General features: G+C 36.2%; 22 protein-coding genes. 12 read left to right on the top strand and 10 right to left on the bottom strand.

The window, feature by feature from the left end; all coding sequences use genetic code 11:
• Positions 1-7 precede the first annotated feature (7 nt).
• The 3 genes from CIL03_RS06870 to CIL03_RS06860 all read right to left on the bottom strand — a co-directional run bounded on the left by CIL03_RS06870 (position 8) and on the right by CIL03_RS06860 (position 1,868).
• Positions 8-574, bottom strand: a complete 567-nt coding sequence (locus CIL03_RS06870) for a histidine phosphatase family protein (protein WP_094884964.1) — start codon at positions 572-574, stop codon at positions 8-10.
• A 200-nt stretch (positions 575-774) separates the two neighbouring features.
• Positions 775-1,242, bottom strand: coding sequence for an NUDIX hydrolase (locus CIL03_RS06865; RefSeq protein ID WP_094884962.1), 468 nt, complete (start codon positions 1,240-1,242; stop codon positions 775-777).
• Positions 1,243-1,322: 80 nt separating this feature from the next.
• Positions 1,323-1,868, bottom strand: a complete 546-nt coding sequence (locus CIL03_RS06860) for a GNAT family N-acetyltransferase (protein ID WP_094885222.1) — start codon at positions 1,866-1,868, stop codon at positions 1,323-1,325.
• Positions 1,869-2,165: 297 nt separating this feature from the next.
• Between CIL03_RS06860 and CIL03_RS06855 the strand changes: the two genes are divergently transcribed.
• On the top strand, positions 2,166-3,185 hold the full coding sequence (locus tag CIL03_RS06855) for a DUF3231 family protein (protein WP_094884960.1): 1,020 nt from the start codon (positions 2,166-2,168) through the stop codon (positions 3,183-3,185).
• Between the two features lie 57 nt (positions 3,186-3,242).
• Here CIL03_RS06855 and CIL03_RS06850 read toward each other — a convergent pair whose 3' ends face one another.
• Positions 3,243-3,602, bottom strand: a complete 360-nt coding sequence (locus tag CIL03_RS06850; RefSeq protein WP_094884958.1) for a Lin0512 family protein — start codon at positions 3,600-3,602, stop codon at positions 3,243-3,245.
• A 200-nt stretch (positions 3,603-3,802) separates the two neighbouring features.
• On the opposite strand from CIL03_RS06850, the gene dacB reads away from it, so the two are divergent.
• Complete coding sequence (dacB, locus tag CIL03_RS06845) at positions 3,803-5,326, top strand: D-alanyl-D-alanine carboxypeptidase/D-alanyl-D-alanine endopeptidase (protein ID WP_094884956.1); 1,524 nt, start codon at positions 3,803-3,805, stop codon at positions 5,324-5,326.
• 363 nt (positions 5,327-5,689) lie between these two features.
• Here dacB and CIL03_RS06840 read toward each other — a convergent pair whose 3' ends face one another.
• Positions 5,690-5,863, bottom strand: a complete 174-nt coding sequence (locus tag CIL03_RS06840; protein WP_094884954.1) for an aspartyl-phosphate phosphatase Spo0E family protein — start codon at positions 5,861-5,863, stop codon at positions 5,690-5,692.
• Between the two features lie 247 nt (positions 5,864-6,110).
• On the opposite strand from CIL03_RS06840, the gene CIL03_RS06835 reads away from it, so the two are divergent.
• Both CIL03_RS06835 and rlmH read left to right on the top strand, forming a co-directional pair.
• Entirely contained in the window at positions 6,111-6,377 is a 267-nt protein-coding gene (locus tag CIL03_RS06835) for a hypothetical protein (protein WP_094884952.1), read from the top strand.
• A 232-nt stretch (positions 6,378-6,609) separates the two neighbouring features.
• Positions 6,610-7,089 carry a 23S rRNA (pseudouridine(1915)-N(3))-methyltransferase RlmH gene (rlmH, locus tag CIL03_RS06830; RefSeq protein ID WP_094884950.1) on the top strand — a complete coding sequence of 160 codons (480 nt, stop codon included), beginning with the start codon at positions 6,610-6,612 and terminating at the stop codon, positions 7,087-7,089.
• Here rlmH and CIL03_RS06825 read toward each other — a convergent pair.
• From CIL03_RS06825 to CIL03_RS19800, 4 genes are all read right to left on the bottom strand, one after another.
• Positions 6,991-8,736 (bottom strand): recombinase family protein, encoded by a 1,746-nt coding sequence (locus CIL03_RS06825; RefSeq protein ID WP_206207675.1) that lies wholly within the window; start codon positions 8,734-8,736, stop codon positions 6,991-6,993. The two genes, rlmH and CIL03_RS06825, sit on opposite strands and share 99 nt — an antisense overlap.
• A 69-nt stretch (positions 8,737-8,805) precedes the next feature.
• Positions 8,806-10,287, bottom strand: coding sequence for a recombinase family protein (locus CIL03_RS06820; protein WP_094884948.1), 1,482 nt, complete (start codon positions 10,285-10,287; stop codon positions 8,806-8,808).
• Positions 10,288-10,686: 399 nt separating this feature from the next.
• Positions 10,687-11,097: a hypothetical protein gene (locus CIL03_RS06815; protein ID WP_094884946.1), complete on the bottom strand. Its 411-nt coding sequence runs from the start codon at positions 11,095-11,097 to the stop codon at positions 10,687-10,689.
• A gap of 115 nt (positions 11,098-11,212) precedes the next feature.
• The gene (locus CIL03_RS19800; protein WP_165767911.1) at positions 11,213-11,365 is read right to left on the bottom strand and encodes a hypothetical protein; all 153 of its coding nucleotides are present in this window, start codon (positions 11,363-11,365) and stop codon (positions 11,213-11,215) included.
• Between the two features lie 404 nt (positions 11,366-11,769).
• On the opposite strand from CIL03_RS19800, the gene CIL03_RS06810 reads away from it, so the two are divergent.
• Together CIL03_RS06810 and CIL03_RS06805 are read left to right on the top strand one after the other, a co-directional pair.
• Positions 11,770-12,867: an AIPR family protein gene (locus tag CIL03_RS06810; protein WP_094884944.1), complete on the top strand. Its 1,098-nt coding sequence runs from the start codon at positions 11,770-11,772 to the stop codon at positions 12,865-12,867.
• 475 nt (positions 12,868-13,342) lie between these two features.
• Complete coding sequence (locus CIL03_RS06805; protein ID WP_094884942.1) at positions 13,343-14,380, top strand: hypothetical protein; 1,038 nt, start codon at positions 13,343-13,345, stop codon at positions 14,378-14,380.
• Between the two features lie 104 nt (positions 14,381-14,484).
• Here CIL03_RS06805 and CIL03_RS06800 read toward each other — a convergent pair whose 3' ends face one another.
• Positions 14,485-14,994, bottom strand: coding sequence for a hypothetical protein (locus tag CIL03_RS06800; protein ID WP_240508017.1), 510 nt, complete (start codon positions 14,992-14,994; stop codon positions 14,485-14,487).
• A gap of 170 nt (positions 14,995-15,164) precedes the next feature.
• On the opposite strand from CIL03_RS06800, the gene CIL03_RS06795 reads away from it, so the two are divergent.
• The 6 genes from CIL03_RS06795 (at position 15,165) to CIL03_RS06770 (ending at position 23,017) form a co-directional block, all read left to right on the top strand.
• The gene (locus CIL03_RS06795) at positions 15,165-15,464 is read left to right on the top strand and encodes a helix-turn-helix domain-containing protein (RefSeq protein ID WP_094884940.1); all 300 of its coding nucleotides are present in this window, start codon (positions 15,165-15,167) and stop codon (positions 15,462-15,464) included.
• Between the two features lie 296 nt (positions 15,465-15,760).
• On the top strand, positions 15,761-16,354 hold the full coding sequence (locus CIL03_RS06790; protein WP_094884938.1) for a restriction endonuclease subunit S: 594 nt from the start codon (positions 15,761-15,763) through the stop codon (positions 16,352-16,354).
• Entirely contained in the window at positions 16,347-17,876 is a 1,530-nt protein-coding gene (locus CIL03_RS06785) for a type I restriction-modification system subunit M (RefSeq protein WP_094884936.1), read from the top strand. The genes CIL03_RS06790 and CIL03_RS06785 overlap by 8 nt, the downstream gene beginning before the upstream one ends.
• A 9-nt stretch (positions 17,877-17,885) precedes the next feature.
• Positions 17,886-19,133: a restriction endonuclease subunit S gene (locus CIL03_RS06780; protein WP_165767910.1), complete on the top strand. Its 1,248-nt coding sequence runs from the start codon at positions 17,886-17,888 to the stop codon at positions 19,131-19,133.
• A gap of 43 nt (positions 19,134-19,176) precedes the next feature.
• Entirely contained in the window at positions 19,177-22,278 is a 3,102-nt protein-coding gene (locus CIL03_RS06775) for a type I restriction endonuclease subunit R (RefSeq protein ID WP_094884930.1), read from the top strand.
• Between the two features lie 13 nt (positions 22,279-22,291).
• Positions 22,292-23,017, top strand: coding sequence for a M48 family metallopeptidase (locus CIL03_RS06770; protein ID WP_094884928.1), 726 nt, complete (start codon positions 22,292-22,294; stop codon positions 23,015-23,017).
• Positions 23,018-23,216 lie beyond the last annotated feature (199 nt).

Raw genomic sequence — 23,216 nt, 5'->3', positions numbered from 1 at the left:
TCTCTCTCTATAAATGCTCGGTCCGGTTAAAGTCTTTTACATTCCACTTTTTATTTTCAAATTGAATATTACTGATACAGCCATTCATCAGCCTGTTTTCCCCTATACTGACATCATCATCAGCGAAGGCTTTTAAAACCGATTTGATTACAGCACCGTGAGCGACCAGCAAAACCTTTTGATCGGGATAGGATTGATTAATATGTTGAAGTCCTGTCATAATCCGATTGGAAAAGTCTTCCTTACCCTCCTGATTTGGATAGTTTTTGTCGGGAAATGCGAAACTTCTTTCGTCATACGTCATTCCCTCCGCATCTCCAAAATATCTTTCCGCGAAATCATCCATTACAAGAAGAGGAAGGTGCAGCAGCTGATTGATAATTTCTGCTGTTTGCCTGGCACGTTTTAAAGGACTTGTAATTAATACATCATAATGCGAGGATGTCAGGAAAGTACTGCATGCCTCAGCCTGTTTCACCCCTTTTGAATTCAGCGGGATATCCGTCTTTCCCTGAAGTCTTCCGGCAGCATTCCAGTCCGTTTCCCCATGTCGAATTAAGCAAATGGTTGTCACGATGTTTCCCCTCCCTGTAAAATTTCCCCGTTGCCTAAGTTATCAGTTCCTTTTTCGAGTTAATTCATATTGTACATATTATTGGGTTTTGAGTACAGTGAAGAGTGGTGTTGGAGAAAGATTGACAGCATAGCTAAATTAGGAACCTGAAAGTTAAAGAAATTTATGAACTTCAGCATTTTGTTTCGCAAGCCACTTCACTAATCCTGCCTCGTAATCAAGTGCTCTGTATACGCCGGAAGCGCCCGCAACCCTTTCCGCAAAAATGCCGGATATAATTCCACGGTGTCTAACTCCCCGATTGGAAGCCACTTATAAATTAGCCGCTCGCCTTCTTCACCATGAAACGCATCTGATTGAAATAACAAGCTTGATTCGCCCACCACTTCATAATACAATCCAATTTCATGAAACTCGGTTCCTCGATACGAGAAGAAATTTTCAACAATCCAAAGCAATCTGCCGGTTTCTGCTTTAACAGCAAGCTCTTCCTGAAATTCCCGTATTAATGTATTGCGTGAATCCTCGAACATTTCAGCTCTTCCACCTGGTAATGCCCATTTTGTATCATTTACATCTTTATGTATAAGGACATGATCATTCTTAATCCAAATCCCGGCTACCCTGTAATTAAATACTGCTTTTCCTGTTTTAAAAACAAGATCCATTCATTCAATCCTCCTTGAAAATTTACTTTTTATCCATATTTAAAACCAGTGATATGAGCAAACCTTCCCTCACTGTAAAGCTAATGCGTAATCCATTCCCTCGCCAGCATCCCATAGACAATATGATCGACATAATGGTCATATAGCCATTCTGCCTGGCGAATCTTACCTTCTTCTGTGAAGCCAAGTCTTTCGGGGATTCCACGGCTTCTTTCATTTTCATAGGCAGCCCGGATATCCACTTTATTCAGCTTGAGATCGCAGAAAGCATAATCCGTCAATGCTCTGCTAACCTTTGTCATAATCCCCAGTCCCTGGTAATCCTTGGAGAGCCAATAGCCGATATACCCAATTTTATTCGTCCAGTCAAAGCTGTTAAATCCGGCCGTACCGACTAGTTTTCTTTTATAAAAAACACCACAGGTAAGTCCTTTCCTCGTTTCGAAAGATCGTAGTGTATGTTCGATGAATGCACGGGAATCATCAACTGTAGTTGTCGTGTCCACCCAGCCAAGCCATTCACGCAAATATTCCCTGGAGCCATCCGTTAATTGAAACAATGCCTCCGCATCGGAAACATCCAGCAGCCGCAATTCCAGCACTTCATCAATTTCTCTTGAAAACATAAAACCGCCCACCTTTTTTATATGTAGTGATAATAATACCATACAATCACTTCCTGGAAATTAAAAAATTCAAAAAATACTTAAATCACCATATTGATAAGATAATTATGTATGATTGTTTCTCATAATTGGAGGTGCTGTTTTATTTAAAATAGCTATATTTTTTCTATCATTGGATTGTATCTGGAGAAGGTCCAATCATCTCTAGTTACTGTACTATCGATCACAATACCCTCATAAAATACATCTTCATGGGAAATAATAACTACATCCACACATTTTTGAGGAGGATTCGTGATGAATGAAAAGAAAATAAAACTGACATCTGCCGAGATTGCCTCGCTTTGGACAGGGTATATGAATGATAGTATGACAAAATGTGTTTTAGAATTTATGCTTAAGCATATCGAAGATCCGGATATTAAGCCTGTTATACAGTATACTTACGATATTACAACTGATCATTTAAGCCAGCTGCTTGCTATTTTTGAACAGGATAACTATGCCGTACCAAACGGTTTTACCGAACAAGACGTTAACATGAACGCTCCTTGGCTCTATTCTGATGTATTTTGTCTAAGCTATGTGAATCACATGGCGAAGGTCGGGATGATATCCTATAGCGGTTTTGTCTCAATGAGTACCAGAGAGGATATACGCAATTACTTCACAGAGGCTTTATCTAAAACCGCCAGCCTCTTTAATCGCTCGCTTGAAATTGCTCTCCTAAAAGGAATAAATGCCAGACATCCTCATATTGAAGTTCCAAAAGAAACGGATTATGTGGATAATAAGAAGTATTTAAGCGGGATAAATCCTTTCAATGAGAAACGACCATTAAATGCTGTTGAAATTTCCTATTTGTATCAAAATATAGCGACAAATTCAGTAGGCATTAAGTTGTGCCTTTCTTTTGCTCAATCATCGCAAAAAAAAGAGGTGCAAGAATTTATGCTTCGGGGTAAGGAAGTCTCAAAGAAGCATATTAAAATTTTTGTAGATACTCTGTTGAATGATGAGATTGAAGCCCCGCATGTACCAGATGTAGGAGTCAGCAGCTCCACAACCCAAACATTCTCTGACAAATTAATGATGTTCCACATGTCTCTTATTATGACAGCTGGAATAGGGAACTATGCAACAGCTGCAGCTGCCAGCCAACGAAGTGATTTGATGGTTAATTATGAACGGTTATCGCTGGAGGTATCACGACTTGCTAAAAGTGGGGCTGATATTATGATAACGAATAATTGGTTAGAGCAGCCTCCAGGAATAGAAGACCGTGAAAAATTAGCTAGAAAAAAAGAAAAAGGCTGATGCTAAGTTGTCAGCCTTTTTCCTGCAGTGAAATCCTATCTGTCTGAAATTGAGCTATCAATACCCAACTTCAACCGCAGCATTAACAATATACATTAAATCATTCTCATCATCTTTATCCTCTAAAATAATCCCGCTGCTTGTGGCCATTCCGCCATCCGTCACATCAACAGTAACACTGCCATATGGAATGGCTTCCTTTAATTTCTCCGTATCAAGCTTGTCCCGATCCAGCGGCACAGCAACACGTACATTCACCTTCATGTTTTCAAGTCGCTGGTCGGGGAGGCTTTTTTCAATCCCGGGCATCGAGTTATACCAAATGGCATTCTCTACTGCACGGACAGCTGCCTTTGTAATATCCTGACCATGTACATCCATTCCTGTACCTGTTTGAATGAATAAAACCTGATTCATTTTGAAACACTCCTATAGTAAGGTTTTTGGCAAATTTCCCTGACCTTGATTACCTACATTATCCTCGTTCCCAAACGAAAAGGCTATAAAACATGAGCGCTGATCTTATTTTTTGTAAAAAAGTTTCATAACCATTACCCCGCCTCCATAATCATGTATAATTATAAGATACAAAGGAAAATAGAGGATGTGATGATCGAATGAATTCAAAACGGTATATCAAACTTTTCGTTATCCTTTCGCTGCTTGTAGGTGCGGTCTTTTTGTTTTTATTTTTACCTGAAGAGGAAGAGCCATTATTTATCACTGCAACGGACGAAGAGGAAGATGGGTATGTCTCACTGGATGATAAAGTCGATCTCATCCTGGAAAACGAACTGCTTGATGGAGCAGTAACAGGGATCAGTATCCGGAGTGCTGATTCAGGAGACGTCCTTTATTCCAAAAACGGAGATATCCGCCTGCACCCAGCCTCTAATATGAAGCTGTTAACAGGATCGGCCGCATTGGCAACACTTGGGCCGGAATACCGATTCGCAACAGAGGTATGGACGGACGGAAAGGTGCAGGGAAATGTACTTCACGGCAATGTATATTTAAAGGGAAAAGGTGATCCAACATTAATGAAGGTAAACCTGGATCAATTTGCTATAGACTTGCAGAATCAAGGCATCCAGCGAATAAAGGGAAATATCATTGCGGATGACAGCTGGTATGATGATATCCGCCTGTCACAGGATATAAATTGGTCAGATGAGTCAGTTTATACAGGGGCTCAAGTATCGGCATTAACGCTATCACCAAATCAGGACTATGATGCAGGAACCGTGATTGTGGAGGTAAACCCGACAGAGGATATTGGCGGTCAGGCAGAGGTGATGCTCACTCCGGAAACTGATTATGTGACAATTATTAATAAAACTGAAATTGTAGATGGAAAAGAAGATAAGGACATTACGATAGAACGGGAGCATGGAACAAATAATATTATTATTGAAGGCAAAATGCCGATAAATGCTACACCATCCAAATCCTGGGTTGCCGTATGGGAGCCGGCAGGATACGCAGCTGATGTGTTTAAGAAGTCGCTGGAAGAAAAAGGGGTGACCTTTGCCGGCCTGCCGGAAGTAACAACGGGTGCCACACCAGAAAGTGCAACCCTGTTAACTTCCAGAAAGTCAATCCCGCTGGAGGAGCTGTTTGTCCCGTTTATGAAACTGAGCAATAACGGACATTCCGAAGTACTGGTAAAGGAAATGGGCAAAATTTTCAATGGGGAAGGCAGCTGGGAAAAAGGGCTTGAGGTCATGGAACAGACTGCAGGGGATTTAGGAATGAGTACAGATACAATGATGATTCGTGATGGTTCCGGTATGTCTCATAAAAATATGGTTCCGGCAGATGAATGGACCATGTTGCTGTACGGCATTCAGAAGGCAGAATGGTTTAAGGTATTTAAAAATTCCCTGCCAATTGCAGGGGAAGAGGATCGGCTGATTGGGGGCACATTAAGGAATCGAATGATGGAAGACCCCGCAAAAGGAAATGTTATTGCGAAAACAGGCTCAATTACAGGTGTCTCCGGATTATCAGGCTATGTTACGGCAATGGACGGGGAAGAACTGATCTTTTCTATTTTGTTCAATAATTATCTCGGGGACGCGAAGGAAATACGGAAGATAGAAGATGAACTTGCGACAATGCTTGCAGAGCATGAATTTTAATCAAAGGCTGTTTTTCGTTATACTTCACTTTTCGCCTGGATGCTGCTCGTAACTAGGAGAGCAGGGGGCTTAGTTGAGAGATAGTTCTAATTAGTTGAGAGATATTCACCAAAGTTGAGAGACAAGATGAAATAGTTGAGAGAAACCAGCGTTTCCATTCATTATGTTTCAACTTTCATCAAACCTCTCTCAACTTTAGGCGTTTGCCTCTCAACTTTTCGGCAATATCTCTCAACTAAAGCAGGAATACTCAAGCAGTACTACAGCGCATAAAGAAAATGCATATATATTTTCGGGGAGAGTCAGGAAAAGTTGAAAAAACCAAGTAATAAGAAATAAGCAGCTACGTGCGAAGACGGCCGCTTATTTCCAGATTGATTGATATGGTTTTTCTAGATTATCCAGTTTATTAAGCAATGTATCCAATTCCTGAGAAATCTTGATGATATAGTCATAACTTTCATTGGCTTCGTATGCCTTATACATTTTCTTTCTCAGCTGCTCGATCTGGATCTCTAATGATGTACGAGATGCCAAAGTAATCTATTCACCCTATTCTTTATCTATTTGATAGTATATAGCCATTTATTAAATAAAATAAACCTTAAGACTTAAAAAATTTTCTTTTATAGTGAAATGGTTGCGTTTTCAATTACTGATGCCTATAGATATAGTATTTTTAAAGTATACAAATGGAAAATGGATAAAGATATGAAATAAAAAACGTCATGTATTTTTTCATTCTTAAAAAATAGAATCATGAAACAACAAAGGAGAAGATCAAATGCTGATTGCTTCCAGATGGCTTGGTGGAATTGCGGGAATTACCAGTATTGCCCTATGGTTTATTCTTATTTTTTTCAATCCATATAGCGAGGCATTTCAAATGGAACCGTTTCTGAACACATTATTTACACTGTTTCTGCCGGCATGTCTGGCAATTGGAGCAGCTGTTGCGAAAAGAAAATATTTCATGTTAATCGCATTTATCTGGTCAGCGCCGATGAGCACATATATGGCACTAACACCCGGGGTTTTTAAATATTTCTAGCTAACCAGTGCATTATATTTTGTTAGTTTCCTAATCACGAATCTGACTGAAAAGCAAAAGAAAATAAGTCCGGAAAATAACTGAAACGCATTCAGCAGGTAAGCAGGCTATTCGGATGCACGTGGTAAGTGAGGAAAACACCTGAAAAAGGAACTCAGCAAACAAGTTTGTCATGCTGCTGCTGACTTTTGATAGATAAATGACAGAAAACTGATATAAGAGGATGAACATAATGAAAATCAGCGTGATTTCGGTCGGAAAATTAAAAGAAAAATACCTGAAGCAGGGAATCGAAGAGTATCTAAAGCGGCTAAGTGCCTATGCAAAGGTGGATGTGATTGAAGTGGCAGATGAAAAGGCTCCCGAAAACCTGAGTAATGCACAAATGCGGGAGGTTAAACGAAAGGAAGGTGAGCGGATCCTTTCACATATAAACCAAGATACGTATGTAATCACACTGGAAATCAACGGCAAAATGCTCAGCTCCGAACAGCTTGCCGCAAAACTGGATAAGCTTGCAACCTATGGCAAAAGTAAGCTGGCATTTGTGATTGGCGGGTCACTTGGGATTAGTGAAGAAGTGCAGGAGCGGAGTGATTTGGCTCTATCCTTTTCAAGGATGACTTTCCCGCATCAGGTTATGCGGCTGGTTTTGCTGGAGCAGGTTTATCGGGGGTTTCGCATTAATAAGGGAGAACCGTACCACAAATAGAGGCAAAAATTGTTGCAGATAAGGTGGTAATTCTTTATCGGAAGCGGGTATTGAAAATGTGTGTTCATTATCCGTTTCACGATATAGCAAGTGGATAAGAGTAAAGGTCTTGGAAATATTGACCTCTGTAAAATCAAAGTCAAGTTCAATTTCATTGACTGTTCGTGATTTGTCTTTAAGCTGTTTTATCGTTATTTGATTAATTAGGTGTTGGAGTAGTTGTTTTTTATTCTCCCTTGAAGATGATTTATACCCCGAGAGGAAGTGTTCCAGGAGCGTCTCCATTAGCTCTGGTTGTATCACCTTTGAATCAGTAGAACTTAGTTGTAAAGCTATCTCATTTTTCCTTTGTTCCAACTCTTCTTTTTCATTACCCATTTTCTGTAACCTGTCTTGTAGGATTGCCGTTGGTAAGGTGTTCTTTTCAAATGCTTCTAAATAGCGATCTTGTAAGGACTCTATTTCAGATAAACGTTTCTCAATGTCATCTAACTCCTGATTGAGTTGACCATGGGCATTAACGGTATTTGAATTCAAGTCTTGGAGCATTTTCTGTAACCTTTTTTTAGAAAGAATTGCCTCAATTCTCTCAATGACTGAATCCTCAGCTTCATAAGCCTTTATTGAGTTTGCTTTACATGCAGATGATCCTTTATTATGGAAATCACCACAGACATAATAGCGATGCTTTCGTTTTGTCCCGTCTTTAAGTGTATACGTAGTAATAGAGGGAACCATACCTTTGTTACAATCAGGACAGCGTAAAAGACCGCTAAGTAGGAAAGGCTCGTTAGATTGACGCTGTTTAAATGACTTACTTTTCCTTCTTGCTTGAACAATACCCCATAGTTCGTTTGATATAATTGCTTCATGCTTACCATCAACAACAATAGGGTTTGGGTTTTTACCCCTTCTTCGTTTTGTATCCCAGTTTTCTACCTTTAACCAACTTATTTTTCCACTATAAATAACATTGTCTAATATTTGGGCTACACCATTGATAGAAAACTGCCGATTCCGTTTTGTCTTGTAACCTGCCCTATTTAAGTGGTTAGAAATTGCTCTTAGCCCTTTGCCGTCAGCATACATATGATATATTAATTTTACTACTTCTGCTTCCATTTCATTGATAATGAGTTCCTTTTTAACAGTGTCATATCCTAATACTACTCCTCCATTCCAAGCCCCTTCCAATGCTCTTTGTTTCATTCCGAGCTTAACATTCTCTGATAATGTATTCCGTTCCATTTCTGCTATGGAAGCCATGAGCTGAACAACTAAACGCCCAATGGGACTTCCAGTATCGAAGTTTTCAGAGTACGAAATAAACTTAACTCCGTAATCCTCAAATTTGTCTAATAATGTTAGAGTATCCAGCATATTACGTGAAAGTCGTGAAATTTTCCATACAAGAACTGCTTGGAACTTATCATTTTCAACATCTGCAACAAGTTTTCGCATTGCGGGCCGACCTTTGATGTTTTTCCCGCTAATCCCCTCATCAACGTATTCCTCAGCTATATCCCATCCATACAATTGTGTATAATGACGTAAGGTTTGCAGTTGGGCGGTGATACTGTAGCCCTCGGTAGCTTGTTCTTCTGTACTAACTCTGCAATAAATTGCAACACGTTTTATTTCACTCATGTATCTTTCCCCCTTCATATGTAGTTTAATATAAAAATAATAAAAGAGAAAGGATGTTCTCCTCTCTCTTTAGGCACCTTGATTAAGTTCACTTAAATGATCTAAATCAAACTTAAATTTAATTCCTTTAATGGTTCTTTCCTTTGTTGTGTTCCCTTGTTTTACGTAAATACTATCAATAAAAGAGTGAAGAACCTTCTTCTTATCTTCATCAGACATAACTTCGAAAAACTCACCTAACCTCTCGATGGCTATTTCAATAGTTTCACCTATATTAGGTTTGTTTCGATGTGCTAGTTGCCTGTTTAACGTTCTGAGAAATTCGTTAAGCTCTTTTTCCTCCTCTTGAATTTCCTTCATTTGTTGTCTAAAGGTTATTTCGTCAAAAACATTATCGCTTCTCCACGATATAACATTACTTTTTTTCTTTGTTAGGCGTTGTAGATCGTTTTCCATTATTTTTATTTTATCTTCAATGGGTTCCACTTCACTGGATATGGTGGATAATGTAGAGTTTGTGATGGGGATTGTGAGGTTTAATGTTTTAAATGTTTGAAAAAACTGATTGAACACAAATTGTTCTGCGTATTCTTTATTGATGAGGTTGGAAGAACAGGCACTTTTGCCACTATTTTTATTTCTGCTGCATTGGTAGTATTTGTATTTTTTGCTACTGTTACCTTGAACCATCGGCGACCCACATTCTGGACACCTAATAAGTCCGGATAAGGGATATGTTCCTGGATGGAGTTTTTCAGGCATATAGCTTTTTAGTTGAAGAACCCTTTGTGTTTTGTTCCAGAGATTGTCATCAATAATTCTTATGTGATTTCCTTTTGTGTAAGTGTTTTTCCATTTAACCTCCCCGATATATATCCTATTATTTAAAATTGTCTTTACAGCCGTGATAGACCAATACTTCTCATTTTTTGTCTTTATTCCCTGTTCATTTAGATTTGATGCAATTTTACGGTATCCCCATTGATCAATGGCATACTTTTCAAAGATATACTTCACTACTTTTGCCTCTTTTGGATCTACTTTAAGCTGTTTATCTTCAGTGTAGTACCCATATACTTTACCTCCATTAAAATTTCCCCTTGCTGCGTTTTTTTCCATTCCTGATGAAGTGCGAAATTTAATTGTCTCCCTCTCAAGCTCTGCTACTAATGACATAAATTGATATAGCAGTTTTGCATTATTGTCTCGGGTGTCGATATTGTCTGCAATACAGATTAAGTGTTTCTTAGATTCCGTCAGTCGTTTGTATATATACAGGGCATCAAGGTTGTCCCTGGAAATACGATCAGACTTAAACGCCACGACGTAATCAATGTTCTCATCCTTATCAAAGGCATGCTGGTACATAAGTTTAAATTGCTTTCTATCTCTGATATTTTCAGCGGAATGGGCTCCTTCATCATAAATATGAACAAGGGTCAACTGATTCCTTTTACAATATTTTTTGATTTCCTCCTTTTGTTTTGCAATAGAAGTATTGTCTAATTGTTTATCTGTACTTACACGGACATATCCAATAGCTCTCGGCATGGATAATCTCCTCCTTAGATTGTTATAATTACTTCTCTAATTTCGGCCTCGTATTTGAGGAACATTTCGGACATCAAGTTTATAAAGGATTTTGCCCTTACCTTGTCAAATTCCTCTTCCGTCAATAATTGTTGTTCAAATTCTTCATTGTAGTCAAATGAGGGGATTTTTTTCACGATGATCGTCCTTTCAAGATGTGATAGTCTAGCGTGGATTTTTTATTGTAGGAGTTTTGAAGAAGGATATCTTATTTATAAATGAATTAAAATGATATCCTTTACTTCAAAGCTGCACCAGTTATTTGGATATTACCATTGGATTTAAAGGATTGCATAGTTCAGATAATTTGTGTTCATGTAGAGTTTAGGGGTTTAATCAAAAGGGAAGTTTTTGTGTGGATTATTTGATAAGGTTAAATGAGGCTGTGATAAACTCCTCGATCTTTTCGAGTTCATTTTCACTTAATGTCTGATCTTTTGCGAGTTCCCGATGGATGTAGGGATGGGTTCTCTTACATTTATCGCAGTAAGACCATTCAGTAACGGAATAAAACTTTTGCAAAGTCCCATTGTCTGTTAGGTAAACATCTTTACTGAAAGTCAGCTTTTTTTCCGTTTTCTTTTCAATATGGTTTACTGTGGTAAGGACACTATAACCTCTCAAGTATGTTCCATCCCCTTTTCTAAAATAATTGCATTCTGATGCATGCATAAATCCATCGTAACCTTCTTTGGCAATTGAATGGAGTTGATATAGCTTCAGTGCGAAATCAATAGTTTCATCTAAATATCGACCATACTGTTTTTTCATTTTCAATTCTCCTTTGGCTATTTTTATTTTTGTATACTCCTATTTTAGTAGGGTATTTTGCCCAAATCCAATCTGCAAGGTTTGAGGGTGTTCGAGGGGGCAGCAAAAAGTAGAGTCATTCATTTCTTTTCAATAAATCCATCTCCTTTTCAATAAAATATCCCAGCATGATTCCATCAAAGTCAGCACTTTTAAGGAAATCGGAGATATTTGGTTTGAGGTTGTTTATGAAGTGGGGGTATGAAGTTTCTGGTATTTCCTTAATCATTTTGTTTCCTCCTGTTGTGATTTTTTATTTTTGATAATGATTTGGTGAAAGTTGAGGGGGGAATTGATTCATTTGCAACAAACGTATCACTTCCTTTCTATGAGTTTATTAACCTTATATATCTATCATAATTAGGATACTTTTATAAATCAAAGTTATTAGGTTCGAGGCCAATTTATTTTAAATTCATGTACTAAATGTGACATTTTTACATTGGTTATAATTACACTTAATGGTTTTATTATACAAGTTTGAACAAAACCGCATTTTATAAGGGTTTTTCAACCTTTACTTTACCATTGACTATAAACAATTGTTTGAAAAATTTGATAATGGGTGATAACCTAATGAATGTTGATTTCAAAATCTAAGTTTTATTATATTCATATAGAAGGAGTAAGAAGATGAAAGAAGAATTAAAGTCAGTTACTATTGATGCTGATTTAAAAGAATTTATGATTAATAACAAGAAGATACTCATGGGCTTTGTTTCAGGTAAGGCATTACGGGAAAAGACGAATGAGATTCCAAATAAGCCGAACACAAGGGATTTCATGGGAGACGGAAATAAGTATGTACCAGAAATGAGGAAGACGCTTCGAAATAAACCCGAGTCATTTGTCTACATGAATAATGGGATTCATATAATAGCCGAATCATCTATAAGAAATGAAGATGGAACTAGAACAGTTTTTTTTAAAGGGCAACAGGGCATCTTTAATGGCATACACACTGAAAATGTGCAAGAAACATACGGTAAAACTAACAGTTATGTGATTTTAGTAATATATTTTGACATACCAGAAGAGGAATTGGTTGACATTATTATTGCTAAAAATGCAAGTACACCAACTAAAGAAATAAGCCGGGGGGAAAAATTAGAACGTTATGAATGGATCAAAGAGCTTTTACCCAATTACCCCATAAAATATAAAGAAAGTGACAACAATGATTTGGATATAGCAACAATTTTGCATATAGCAGGTATTTTTCAGGTAAATGAATGTACACATCTCTTTACCAATAAGGATTACAGGAAGTTCCAAAGTTATCTACGTAATAAAGGTGATGTTGTGAAAAAGCACAACAATGGTAAACTCGATTTAAAAAGAACTCGTTATATATTGAAGGATCTTATCAATCTATATCTTTATATTCGTTCAGATGAAGAATGTATTGTGAGTATAAAACGGAATTTGAAAAAAATAGGCTGGATCCGTAAAGGGGTCATTACTGATTCTTTAATGTTCAACATTCTTAATGCCTTGAATTTTGCGGTTTATATTCCAAATACACTCTATCCGTGTTTTAAAAAGAATTATGATAGTGAACATTTGATTGGTTTAACAAAGAGCGTTTTTCCCCAAATTGTAAAACAATTACAAATTTATGAAGAAGAGGGTTTAAAGGTATCTGAAATTTCGAGGGAAAAGAACATTTACCAAGAGATTCAAAATATCATGTTGACAGCAGATTTGGAACAAAATTTAATCCAAGTTTGATAAATGTTTGAAAAACCCCTGTGAAAGGCCAGTTGGGATACAATGTATCAAACTCTGTTGACCCTAACAGCGACGAGAATATTGAAATTTACTTGTTTATAAAAATTAGATTATCAGGTAAAGAAGATTAAAGGACGAAGAGACAAAAAGGGCCGACACAGTTGAATAACAATAAACTAGACCGTAAAGCAATTAGCCTTTACGGTTTTTCTTTTAATCTATTCTTGAATTAATAAAGTACAGGACCTTTACCTTTATGAACACATTGTAATGCTATTGAACTATTTTTTGAGGCTTGATGGAATATTACTATTACAACTACAGTAGCATGCAATACTTACTATCACATTGACTCGATTTAATGTGTTAGGGAGTCATATAAATTAGTTTGGGATGGGAAAAGTTACCCCCTTTTAAACAGGTGATGATAAAGGGATTGCTTATTCCCCTTAATAAATAAAAGGAGATGGTTTCATTGATTCACACGTTCGAATTGCTTATACCGGTAATATCCGAAGACTTGCAACACCTATTTTCCTTATACGGTGTTAAGCTAAACAAATACCGTTACAACCGTGCAGCAGTTAAAAAGCTAAATAGTAAAATGAAGAAAGTTTATCCTGCTTATGCCATAGTTCGTACTTGGGAGCATGTAGATGGTGTATGGTATGTACAAATGAAGGTTGATGCTGTAAAGATGTTGAACAGAGGAACAATAACAGAAGGAGATTACGTTTTGGTAGAGTTTGATATTCGTAAATTTCTTAACCGACATTTTGGGGATTCAGATTACTTTGATTTCCACACGCTCACTAGAATTGACTATAAAATGGACGCAAGGCTACTGGAACCAAGAGACCGGGAGCTGTTGTTCAAGTTACTGGAGAAATATACAGCGAGGTTTGCATACAAAAAGAAAATTAAATGGGGAAAAGATGAAAATGGTGATCCCCTAAAATATGAAACATCCCAATATCACAAATGTAAGAGTACGGAATTGATAATCTATGACAAAGAAGAAGAACGGATCTCAAATGGTGAAGAAATCCAACCATACGATATTGGGCGACTCAGATACGAGTTGAGATTGAAAAACAGCCACTTGAATAGTATGAAAAGGGAAGACAAAGGAGGAAAAGGTAGACCAAAGAAATTGAAAACATACCTTTCAAAAAAACTATGGAAAGAATACATGGAAAAGCACGTAATACCTATTGTCCATACTGGTGATTATTATAAAATCACCGAGGCTGAAAAAATAATTTCAAATAGTTCCTTCTCGCAAAGAAAAAAAGAAAGCCTTCGAAAATTCCTGGTTATGATCTCCAAAGGTAACGTTGATACCCCTCTTAAAAAGTCAAAGGAAGAGGGGGGCATATCTAAACCCACCCATCGACAATATCTACGAGACCTTGCTAATCTCGGGATAAATCCAATTCTTATCCCCAAAAACATCTCCACTGAAAACTACTCTTCTTTTCCAAGTTTCCTAGAAAACCCATTCAAAATCTAAGAAGTAAATGAAAATTACACTGAAGGGCCAAAAATGTGTTGTACCTAACATTATAGACACCTTTCTTCTGCTGGAGAATTTATACATGAAAGAACGAGAGCTGTTTATTGCTCCCGTTCGTTCTCTGGCTTATATCGGATCATTGCGTCAATTAATGCTTGTGCAATAAGATCTTGGGTTTTTAGATGAGGGTAGAAATCCTCGCAAAATCCAGTGAATTGCTTGTAAACATCATTGTTCATGCGGATGCTTTTATTGATAAACTTAGCATCCTTACTGTAGATGCGTTTATCAAGCAGTAAAAGCCCTTGTTCTTCAAACTGCTTAATAACCTTTTTCAGTGTATCTACATTTCGTTCGATAAAAGCTATTTCATCGTTGTCTCGGCTAAGTGATTTTTTTACTCTTCCCTCTTCGGAACGGATGAAAGGATAGTATTTCTTGTCTGCTTTGTGATAAATATAATCTCCCTCTCTCATGATTTTACTGAAACTACTTGATGGTATTTTGACGAGATTACTGATTTCCTTTAGATCATGATTCTGTAGTAGTTTATTGACCACTTGTACTCTTTCCTCTGGTGACATTCCAATGAATTTTTCTTTGTTCATCATAAGCACAACCCCTTCCTATTTATAAAGCTAATGTATTATATACGGCTAGGCGAAAATTATTCTACTAAACATATAGGTGTGATAGTTATTTTTAGGAGATTCAAGTCTACTATAATAGTGGTAGAAAAAACTGGGACCAGGAAAAGCTGGTTATATTAGGAGGATGTACAATGAGAGCAGGAGTAGGAATTGAAATGGATCAACAAATATTAGAGAGAATTAGGAAAGCGGTCGAAGATTTTGGTAGTGTGATAAAAGATTATCGTGAGCAGGAAGCCTTGACACTTGAATCTTTAGCGAGCAGGATAAATTGTAGTGCGTCGTATATATTCAGAGCTGAGAGAGGGTCAAAGATAGTCCCAATCCATATGAGAGTTCGGATTCTTGAAAAGGGTTTAAATTGGAAGGCTAGTGAAATTGAATGCTTTTTGGTTGAAACAGTTAAGAGATATGAACAGAAACAGAGATAAAAGTGATGAAGCTATTGCAGAGTTGTATTTGCGATAGCTTTACTTTTGTTATAAGTACCAGCCTGCAAACAAGGATGTAGTAATATTTGTTTATATGGTTTTGCAAATTGACTTGTTCATTTATTTGTTGGAAATGTATTAAGGACTATAAGATACAGTGAAGTGGCGATAAGAAAGTTATCTATCTTTCTGTTAGTTTGTTTACAAAAAAAGGATTGACTACATAATATATATGTCATATACTTGATTTAACAATTGTTAAATTTAATATTTAACAATGTGAAAGGAGGTACCCGATGCAACTTAGAGAAATAGCTGTTGTAAAGACAGGGCTAGTGTTAAGTAGAAAAAAGGTAGAGTTTGAACATGAAACAATGTCTACATATAAGCTCATTACACTTAGGAATATAACAAATGATGGTACGATAGATTTAACAACATATGATGAATTTAAAAGTAATGATGTGCTGGACAGTCACTACTTTACACAAGAAGGGGATGTCCTAATTCGTCTAAGTCATCCAAATACAGCAGTATATATTGATAAAGAGGCAAGTGGTTTGTTAATACCGTCTTATTTTGCGATTATTAAGGTAGATAAAAGCAAATTTCTACCAGAGTTCTTAGCTTGGTATCTAAATTCAAAAGAGGTTAAGAAGGAATTCGAACGATTTCAATCAGGTACTCGAATCCCAAGTACCAATCAAAATGTCATAAAAACCCTTCCTGTTTCAGTAACAACAATTGAAAAACAACAGATACTCATTGATATTTATAGGCTCCACCTAAAAGAAAAGGAGCTTTACAGAATGTTAATAGAAGAAAAGGAGAAGTGGCTTGCAGGATTATCAAAACAAATACTACATAAATCGGAGGATAACCATGGTTGAAAAAGTAACGCAACAACAAATTAATTCAGTATTATGGCAAGCAGCAGATACATTTAGAGGGAAAATTGATTCAAGTACATATAAAGACTACATCTTAACAACACTATTCATAAAGTATTTAAGTGATTCATACAAAGAGAACTTGGAAGAATACACAAAACGATACAATGGTAATGAAGAACGTATTCAACGTGCTTTATCGAGAGAACGCTTTGTGTTGGATGAGTATTCAACATTTGATTACTTATATAGTAAGCGTAATGACCCAGAAATTGGAGAAATCATTAATAAAGCATTAGAACGAATTGAAAATGAAAACACTGGAAAACTTCGAGGGGTATTCCGTAACATTGACTTTAATAGTGAAGCAATTCTTGGAAGAGCACAAGAACGGAATGCTATGTTACGGTCTTTGTTAGAGGACTTTAACCAACTATCTCTAAGACCATCACAGTTAGGTAATGAGGATATTGTTGGAAATGCCTATCAGTATATGATTGGGCTATTTGCTTCTGATGCAGGTAAAAAAGGTGGAGAATTCTATACACCAGCAGAAGTATCTGAGGTATTAGCACAGTTAGTTAAACCACAGGAAAATGATCGTATTTATGACCCTACATGTGGTTCTGGTTCGTTGTTAATAAAAGTTGCTAAACAAGTTCCAAATGGTAAAGTTGCGATTTACGGTCAGGAACGTAACGGTGCAACACATTCATTGGCTTTAATGAATATGTACTTGCACGGGATTGATGATGCTAAGATTGAATGGGGAGATACTTTAGCAAACCCAATGCACTTAGAAGATGGAAAACTTATGAAGTTCCAAGCAATCGTTGCTAACCCTCCTTTTTCACTGGATAAATGGGCAATGGGGTTTGCTGGTGAAGGAACAAATGATAAGAAGTTTAAAATGGATGCTAGTTTGGATCCGCATAGAAGGTTTGAGTGGGGTGTACCACCAAGTTCAAAGGGTGATTATGCCTTTGTTCAACATATGCTTTATTCTTTAGCTGAAAATGGGCGTATGGCTACTATTCTTCCGCATGGGGTGTTGTTCCGTGGTTCAAGTGAAGGAAAAATACGTAAGCAAATTATAGACATGAACCTTTTAGAAGCAGTAATAGGATTGCCAGAAAGTTTATTTTTCGGGACAGGTATTCCTGCATGTATTATGGTATTAAAAAAGGACCGTAAACGTAATGATATTTTATTCATTGATGCTTCTGGAGAAGGAAATTATGAAAAAGGAAAAAATCAGAACAGGTTGAGAGATAAGGATATTGAAAAGATTGTTGAAACATATGAGAAGTGGGAAACGATTGATAAATACTCTTATGTTGCAACTTTAGATGAAATTAAAGAAAATGACTATAACTTAAATATCCCACGTTATGTTGATACGTTTGAGGAAGAGGAACCGGTTGATATGAATGTAGTAAAAGAAAATATTACAAATATCAAACAAGAGCTACAAGAAGTAGAAGAACAGATGGAAAAGTATATGAAAGAGCTTGGATTGTAGGTGATAAATTTGAAAGCTAAAGTAATCAAAAAGGAATATTATAAGACAGAAGTTGGGGAGATTCCAACTGACTGGAAAGTGAAAAGAATTAGTGAAATTGCTGAAGTAAATGCAAATACAATAAAAAGTAATACCCCCAAAGATTATGAGTTTTTTTATTATGACCTTTCTGCTATAGATAAAGGTAGGGTTTCTCATCCAAATGAGAAAATTAAGTTTAGAGATGCACCATCAAGGGCAAAAAGATTATTTGATAAAAGTAACATATTAATGAGCACCGTTAGGCCCAATTTACAAGGATTTGCATTTATAGATTTTGATACAGAGAATTGTGTTAGTTCTACAGGCTTTGCTGTAATAAAGGGGAAAGACAGATCAGATTCAATGTATCTTTACCAAAATTTATATTCTTACGGAATTACAAATCAAATTAACAGGCTTATAGTAGGATCAAATTACCCTGCAATTAACAGTAACGATGTTAAAAGTCTAAAAATCCCCTATCCACAAAATAAAAGTGAGAGAGAAAAAATTACCACTATCCTTTCAACTTGGGACAAAGCCATTGTGTTAAAAGAAAAACTAATCGAGCAGAAAAAAGAGCAGAAAAAGGGCATAATGCAAAAGTTATTAACTGGTGAATTGAGATTACCCGGGTATAAGGAGAAATGGAACGTAGTTGGATTAGCTAAAATTGCCAAATTAAGTATTGGACTTGTGACAACTATGACTACTAATTATGTTGATCATGGAGTTTCCTTGATTAGAAATTCAGATATTTTACCTAATAAGATAAAAAATTACCTAATTAAGTTAGACAAAGATTTTGCAAATAAACATAAGGGAAGAATGCTGAAAAAAAATGATATTGTTACTGTCCATACAGGAGAAGTTGGGGTTTCGGCAGTAATTGAAGAAGAACTAGACGGGGCATTAGGTTTTGCAACCTTAAATACAAGATTGCATTCCAAAGAGTTCGATCCTTATTTTATATCCTATTACTTTAATAGTCAAAAGTATAAAAACTTTGCTCTAAGAATGTCTACTGGCGATGGGAGAAACAATTTTAATTTAAAAGATTTTAGAAATAGTAAAGTCCCCAAAGTACCTATTAAGGAGCAAAAAGCAATAGTTGAAGTATTATCTTCAATTGACAAAGAAATTCAGTTATTAATGTCACAACTAGATGAATATAAAACACAAAAAAAAGGACTAATGCAATTACTTTTAACAGGGAAAGTTAGAGTAAAGGCATGATGCCATTACTTCTATAACGATTTCTGAAATGGAGGTGTAAAGAATGCCAAGAGTAAAAAGCTATGATGAAAGGTACATTAGCCAAGTTCCAGCAATTGAGGTTTTACAAAGAATAGGTTATCAATATCTTGCACCGGATGAAGCGGAAAGAATTCGAGGAAACTTACACAATGTTTTACTAAGAAATGTTCTTGAAGCAAAATTACGTTCAGTTAATTTATATGAATATAAAGGTCAAACCCATAAATTTAGCGACTCCAATATTCAACAAGCTATTCGGGATTTAGATGAGAATTTGACAAATGGCCTGGTAAAGGCAAATGAAGCAATCTATGAAACACTCTTAAATGGTAGATCCTATACTGAGTTTTTACCTGATGGCTCGAAAAAGTCATTTACGATTCAGTTCATTGATTGGGAGAACTTTGAAAACAATGAATTTCATTTAGTAGAAGAGTTTAGTGTTGAGCGTATGGATGGGCGTGGTACTGTCCGTCCTGATATTGTATTGTTTGTAAATGGCATACCCTTTGTTGTTATAGAGTGCAAAAAAGCATCTATTTCGATGGAACAAGGAATCAGTCAAATGATTCGAAATCAAGGGAAAGATTACGCACCACAGTTGTTTAAATATGTTCAAATTGTAATGTCTACTAACAAAAATGAAACAAAGTATGCAACGTGTAACACACCAAAAAAGTTTTGGTCTGTATGGAAAGAAGAAAAAGAAGACTGGTTGAAAACATGGTTAGATAGGACTGTTGAGGGACGAATCCCAACTTTACAGGATAAGAATATCATTTCTTTGTTTCATCCAGAGCGGTTGTTGGAGTTAACGAAATACTTTACGTTGTTTGATAAAGATGTTAAAAAAGTAGCTCGTTATCAACAATACTTTGCGATAAAAGAAATCATTAAAACAATTGAACAAAGAGATGAGAATGGTAATCGGCAGTCTGGTGTTATTTGGCATACACAAGGTTCTGGTAAGTCTCTTACGATGGTAATGTTAGCAAGATATATCTTATCTGAATTAGTTGAATATAACCCGAAAGTAGCCATTGTTACAGACCGAGTAGAATTGGATAAACAGATTCATAAGACATTTCGTCATTCTAGGTTAAAAGCTAGTAGAGCAACTTCTGGTAGTCATTTAGTCGATTTAATCAATGATAACAATGCGGATATTGTTACCTCTTTGGTTCATAAGTTCGATACAGCATCAAAACATAAAACAGTGGAATCTAAGGACATTTTTGTATTGGTGGATGAATCCCATAGAACTCAGTATGGTGAACTACACATCAAAATGAAAAAGGTATTTCCTAACGCTAGTTATTTAGGATTTACAGGAACGCCTTTAATGAAGAAAGAAAAAAATACAATGATAAAGTTTGGGAAGCTCATTCATACTTATACTATCGCTGATGGTGTGCGAGATAAAACTATAGTTCCATTATTGTATGAAGGGAAAATGGTGGATCAAACAGTTAATCAAAAGGCAATTGATAACAGATTAGAGATGATCACTAGAAATCTTAATGATGACCAGAAACAGGATGTAATGAAAAAATGGAGTCTATTTGAAAGAATTGCATCTTCCAATCAACGCATAAGTATGATTGCTTTTGATATAAATGAACATTTCTTGAAAAACTATAAAACACAAGATAGTTACTTCAAGGCTATGTTAGCAACTAACAGTAAGATTGAAGCAATCCGTTATTTTGAGGCTTTTGAAGAACTTGATGATTTGAATTGTGCTGTTGTTATTTCTCCACCAGATCAACGTGAGGGTCATGAAGCAGTAGATGTAGAATCGAAGGATAAGGTACAACGTTTCTGGAAGCGGATGATGGATCGTTATGGAACACCTGATGAATATGAAGATGCAATCAAAGATGACTTTATAAATGGTGATGAAATAGACTTGTTAATTGTGGTTGACAAGCTGCTTACTGGTTTCGATGCACCTAGAGCAACAGTGCTTTATGTTGATAAACCAATGAAAGAACATACACTTCTTCAGGCAATAGCAAGGGTAAATCGTCTATATGAGGGCAAAGACTATGGCCTTATTATTGATTATAGAGGTCTTTTAGACAAACTTGACCAAGCCATGCAGATGTATTCAGGAGCTGGTTTAGAGAACTTTGATCCAAAAGATTTAGATGGGGCAATCTATGATGTTATCAGTATTATTGGCTCATTAAGACAGTACCATTCTGACCTATTACAAATATTCGCTCCGATAAGGAATAAGCAAGATACGGAAGAATATGAGGTTTGGTTAGAAGATGAGGAACGAAGAGAAGGCTTTTATGATGCTTTAAGCAAATTCGGTAAACATCTAGGAATTGCTTTAGAATCGGAGAAGATATACAATGCTTTGCCACCAGAGGAACTTCAAAAGTATAAGAAGGACTTGAAGTTTTTCCAGGAACTAAGGAAGAGCGTGAAACTAAGGTATTCGGATACTATTGACCATAAAGAATATGAATCAAAAATGCAGAAACTAATGGATAACTATATTTCAGCAGAAGAAGTCATCCGTATCACAAATCCTGTTGATATTTTGAATGAAAAAGCATTTGAGGAAGAATTAGAGCGTTTAGATACCAAACGAGCAAAGGCTGATGCTATTCGTACACGTTTAACAAAAAGTGTCCATGCAAAATGGGATGAAAATCCTGCTTACTATAAAAAGTTTTCTGAACGTATAAAGGAAGCTATTCAAGAATACAAAGAGAAGCGTATTTCTGAAGCAGAGTACCTCAACAAAATGAAGGACATTATGAAGGACTACCGTAATGGAGAATCAAGTGAAAGCTATCCAGAGATTATTAAAGAGAATCGAAATGCCCAAGCCTTCTACGGTGTAACAAAGGATATTATGAGTAGTGAAGTGAAAGAACCAGAGGCAAGTTATGAAGTGCTTGGTGATTTAGCAATTCGAATGGATAATATTATACAAGATTATGCAAAGGTAGATTGGCACGATAATATCGAAATCCATAATCGTATTGTTCAGGAGTTAGATGATTTACTTTATGATTTTTCCACAGAAAAAAATGTGGAACTCGATTTTGACACCATTGATAAGATTATAGAACAGATTAAAACTGTTGCCCTAAGACGTTATTGAGGTTGTGAACAACATGGAAAAACATAGTATACAGCACGGAAACCAAACAATTGAATTTAGCGTTGAAAGAAAAAATGTAAAGAATGTAAACTTGAACATTAAACCAGATATGACTGTAGAAGTTACTGCACATAAACAAGTACCGTTAAGTTTTATTTACGACTTTGTAAAAGAGAAGAGCTCATTTATTTCAAAGCATGTGAAAAAGTTTGAGACAGTGCAACCCTTTAAACAAAGTGAGAGAGAGTATGTTAGCGGGGAGGCTTTCAGGTATTTAGGTAAACAATACCGCCTTCGTGTTCAAGTAGCGGATGAAAAGGAATTAGTTAAGTATTTCCGTGGTTTTATTTATCTTTACGCAAAAGACCCAGATAATTACAAGCGTAAAGCAAAGCTAATGGAAGACTGGTACCGTGAGAAAGCATTTAGAACGTTCCAGAACTCTTTGGATAAACATTATCCTTTATTGAAGAAGTATGGTGTTGAAAGGCCTTCCATTGATTTAAGGACAATGAAGGCACGATGGGGATCAGCATTGCTGGATTCAAATACAATTCTTTTGAACACCGAGCTAATAAAGGCTCCTAGGCACTGTATAGATTATGTTGTTGTACATGAGTTAATTCACTTTAAGTATAATGACCATAGCGAAGGTTTTTACAAGATGTTGTATTCGCTTATGCCGGATTGGGAGAAGAGAAAAGCGATATTGGATGAAGAAGTAGTAAGGGATTTATGATGTGAATTACTCGGGTAGTAAAAAAGATGAATATGAAAAGACAGTTCTTAGAAAAGATAAGAGCTGCTAAAATAAAAGCACTGGTTATTTCCAGTGCTTTTATTTTGCTTTTATAGATAATGTACTTGTAAACACTTCCAATTTGTTATATACTACATTTAACAAATGAGGTAAAGGTGTAATAATGTTTAAGAAATAA

Source organism: Virgibacillus indicus (assembly GCF_002266285.1).
In the GTDB taxonomy this organism is placed as follows: Bacteria; Bacillota; Bacilli; order Bacillales; family Amphibacillaceae; genus Virgibacillus_K; species Virgibacillus_K indicus.
This window is presented reverse-complemented; position numbering and strand designations above follow the sequence as displayed.